Genomic DNA, 3,728 nt, shown 5'->3' on the forward strand with positions numbered 1-3,728 from the left:
CATTATAAATTGTCCATTGCCGAGCGGCTAGAGAAATTCTATATTTCACCCCGCAACAAGGCCTGAACGGCTTGATTCAGTTATGAATCAATTGGCTTTTGTTGCGATGTTGTGTTTGCAAACTCGTATTTCGAGTGAGGTAGAATTCTACCATCCTGTTTTGTGCAGTTATCCCCTGCACCAAAACATATACTTCCTGTATTTATTGTTTGACCTGTCTGTCAAATTCTTTAGCACCGCCCTTGGGCGGTGTTTTTTTATGTCTGTGATTAACTCGGAGCCATAAAAAACCGCTCACGAAAACGTGAGCGGTCGATTCTGTATCGAGATAACGATTAAGGTCGATATACCTTGATGTTGTTAAAGCCTTGCTCTTTCAAATACAAAGCTTGAAGCCGGCTCATCACACCGCGCGCACAATATAAGAGATATGTTTTCGATTGATCCAAATCGCCAAACTGAGTCGATAACTTGTAGAAAGGCAAATGTTTTACTTCCACACCTTCAATCAGCAGTGGCTTGTCATCTTCTTCATCTGGGCTACGAATATCAAGTACCACCGCATCTTTTTCGATAGCGGTCACTTGTTCAACTTCAGGTGCTTGCTCTTGGCTCTCTTTCTCAATATCACGAATATCCATTTGACGAGCGTTGTAAACTACGTGCTCTAGGATTGAGAAATCAAACTTCGCTTCTTCGGCTTCTAATTTCGCTTTCACCGCTTTAACTGTTGGGCTTTTTGAAATAACCCCACAGTATTCTGGCATCGTTTTGGCGAAATCTTCTGTTCCAATCTCGCGCGCCACTTTAATAATCTCTTCTTTGTCCCAGTTGATGAGAGGACGTAAAATTAAAGTATCTGTCACACCATCAATATGACGAAGATTAGTTAGAGTTTGGCTCGAAACTTGACCCAACGCTTCTCCGGTCACTAAAGCTTCAATATTTAACTTATGAGCTATCATGCCTGCGGCGCGCATAAACATACGTTTTAGCACCACACCCATTTGGCCATCGTCTACTTTTTCTAAGATTTCAGCCACCACAGGCTCGAAATCGACCGAGATAAAACGCACTTTGGCTGAAGAACCGTATTTATTCCACAAATAATGGGCCACTTGCTTTACACCAATTTCATGCGCTGGACCGCCTAAATTGAAGAAGCAATAATGCACTTTTGAGCCACGTTTGATGTGTAAATAGCTTGATACACCCGAGTCAAAACCACCAGAAATTAAACTCAATAAATCTTCTTGAGTACCAAGAGGGAAACCACCTAAGCCTTTATAACGGGCAATCACTTGATTGAGCAATTCATCGGCTATTTCAATATTGATGGTAACGTCCGGGTTTTTAAGTTGAACTTTTGCACTCTCAACTGCTTGGTTTAAACCACCACCAACATAACGCTCAACATCGATTGAGGTAAAATCATGCTTTCCTCGACGCTTAGCACGCACGACAAAAGTTTTTCCTTCGATGTTATTACGGCTGAGCGCTAACACTTGCTCGTAAATGTCATGCATATCCTTAAACTCAGATTGCTGCACTTCGAGCACTTGCTGGATGCCAGGAGTGTGAGTCAGAATTTCAAGGACTTCTTGATAGTATTGGTCACTTTGCGCAGCCACTTCAATGTGATCGCGACGGTTAAATACCGCGACTGACTCTGTTCTTCGTTTGATGATATTACGAATATTGGACTCTAAAATTTTTGTGAAGCGCTTGCGTACTGAGTCACTTTTAACAAAAATTTCCGGATGGGGCTTAACAATAAATTTCATAGTTCTATTCGCAATCTGATTGGGCAACGTGGTGAATCAATGGGTCGCATTCTGCTTGCTACTGATACACCGCTAAGGGCGCAGGATTATACACGAGGTGATAACCATAAAAAAGACGAGCCTTAGCGCTCGTCTATGTGTTTTTACATAATCCAACGTAACTTACTGAACGGATGGAACTTCATCACTGTACAGCGGTTCACCTTGCATGATACTGATTTCTACTCGGCGGTTGCGTGAACGTTCACTTTCCGTATCGTTAGAGCCGACTGGGTCGGTATCGGCCATACCACGCACCCTGAGTCGTTGATGAGAAAACCCACGAACCTTTTCCATCTCTTGCGCCACAGAAACCGCTCGTTGAGCCGAAAGATCCCAGTTTGAGCGATACAATTCAGAATCGACACTTTGATTGTCGGTATGGCCAGAAATACGCACAATGCCCGGCACATCTTTAACCAGATCGGCAATTTGACGAACCAATGGACGAAACTTAGGTTGTAGAAATGCAGAACCTTCGGGAAACGCACCTTTTTCACGAATACGGATCACCAATTGCTGACCTAAGTTTTCAACTTCAATTGCGCCTTGTTCGATTTCTCTTGCTAACGCTTTTTTGATGTCCTGTTCAACAATTTCCATCTCTTGCGACATAGATTCTGCTTGCTGTTGTTGCATTTCCGATTGAGTATTTTGATTATTCTGCGTTGAAGTTTCAGGGGATTGCCCCCCCGTCAATTGACCTTCTTCACGCTGAACACCACCCGCTCGATCTGAATCCCCTTCTTGAAACTCAAGTGTCTGCTGCGTGATATCAATGGTTTGTTGCATGATGACATCAATCGGTGTCGGCTCGGGGCGGCCTGGGCGAAACTCTTGTGCAATGATGCTTGTCCCTTTAGGAATGTCTTTCACTTCCAAACGATTTTGCACACCAAAAGCAAACTTCATCGAGCCCGCTATCTGTTTAAACTTCAGTACGTCCATCTCGGAAAAAGAGAGCAGTAGTACGAAGAAACACATCAACAGCGACATTAAATCGGCAAAGGTTCCCATCCACAACGGCAAGCCGGGAGGTGGGCATTTACAGCCTTCTTCATCATCCATTACAGGCTCCGTTATTCGCTATCAACATCTAAAACACGCTTGCCTTCATTGAGGTAGTTTTTCAGATAACTATCAATGACCCGTGGGTTTTGTCCATCCTGAATAGCCAGAACACCATCCATGATTAAACGGCGGTTAAGCTTTTCTTGATCTCGGCGCAAAGCGAGTTTGTCTGCAATCGGGAAAAAAATCATGTTCGAGAGAACAGCGCCGTACAAGGTAGTTAATAAGGCAACGGCCATGGCAGGACCAATTGATTTAGGGTCATCCATGTTAGACAGCATGGCAACCAAGCCCACCAAAGTACCGATCATGCCCATCGCTGGCGCTACGTCACCAAAAGCACGAAATACGCCAGTTCCCTGTGAATGACGCTCATCAGTCAATACAATGTCTTTTTGCAACGCAGAGCGCACCACGTCAGCATCATGGCCATCCACCAGCAAATCGATCCCCTTTTGCATGAAGCTATTGGTAATTTCCATCTCTTCTAATGCAAGAAAACCACCTTTCCGCGCCGCATCAGCCATTTCCACGATTTTTGCGATCAAATCTTCAGGTTCATCGGATTTGAACATAAATGCCTTACCTGCCACCTTGGCTGCACCGAAGAATTGTCCCATCGTGAACTTCATCAATACAACAAACATTGACCCACCCACTACGATCAAGATGGATGTGACGTCGAAGAACATCATTAGGCTTCCGCCTAAAATCATCGCCATAATAACGAAAGCGAGGCCTCCGATCAGGCCTATCAGCGTTGCTAAATCCACAAAGCACTCCTCATGCTGCTTACCCGCGATAATGAGTTTAAACTCGTTATCGGCAATAGAA

Annotated in this window: 3 protein-coding genes; all 3 read right to left on the minus strand. The window is 44.2% G+C overall.

The window, feature by feature from the left end:
• Positions 1–335 precede the first annotated feature (335 nt).
• A complete protein-coding gene (gene thiI, locus B9J84_RS01870; protein ID WP_026028114.1) occupies positions 336–1,784 on the minus strand; it encodes a tRNA uracil 4-sulfurtransferase ThiI in 1,449 nt (482 codons plus the stop codon).
• A gap of 162 nt (positions 1,785–1,946) precedes the next feature.
• Positions 1,947–2,891 (minus strand): flagellar motor protein MotB, encoded by a 945-nt coding sequence (locus B9J84_RS01875; protein ID WP_017044193.1) that lies wholly within the window; start codon positions 2,889–2,891, stop codon positions 1,947–1,949.
• A gap of 11 nt (positions 2,892–2,902) precedes the next feature.
• The gene (pomA, locus tag B9J84_RS01880; RefSeq protein ID WP_013857399.1) at positions 2,903–3,667 is read right to left on the minus strand and encodes a flagellar motor protein PomA; all 765 of its coding nucleotides are present in this window, start codon (positions 3,665–3,667) and stop codon (positions 2,903–2,905) included.
• Between the last annotated feature and the right edge of the window lie 61 nt (positions 3,668–3,728).

It is taken from the genome of Vibrio sp. V03_P4A6T147, assembly GCF_002241085.1.
GTDB lineage: Bacteria > Pseudomonadota > Gammaproteobacteria > Enterobacterales > Vibrionaceae > Vibrio > Vibrio anguillarum.

What these genes read in the sequence shown, in the direction of transcription:
- B9J84_RS01875 (WP_017044193.1), bottom strand. Translation starts at nt 2,891, where the DNA reads ATGGATGATGAAGAAGGCTGTAAATGCCCACCTCCCGGCTTGCCGTTG.
- thiI (WP_026028114.1), bottom strand. Translation starts at nt 1,784, where the DNA reads ATGAAATTTATTGTTAAGCCCCATCCGGAAATTTTTGTTAAAAGTGAC.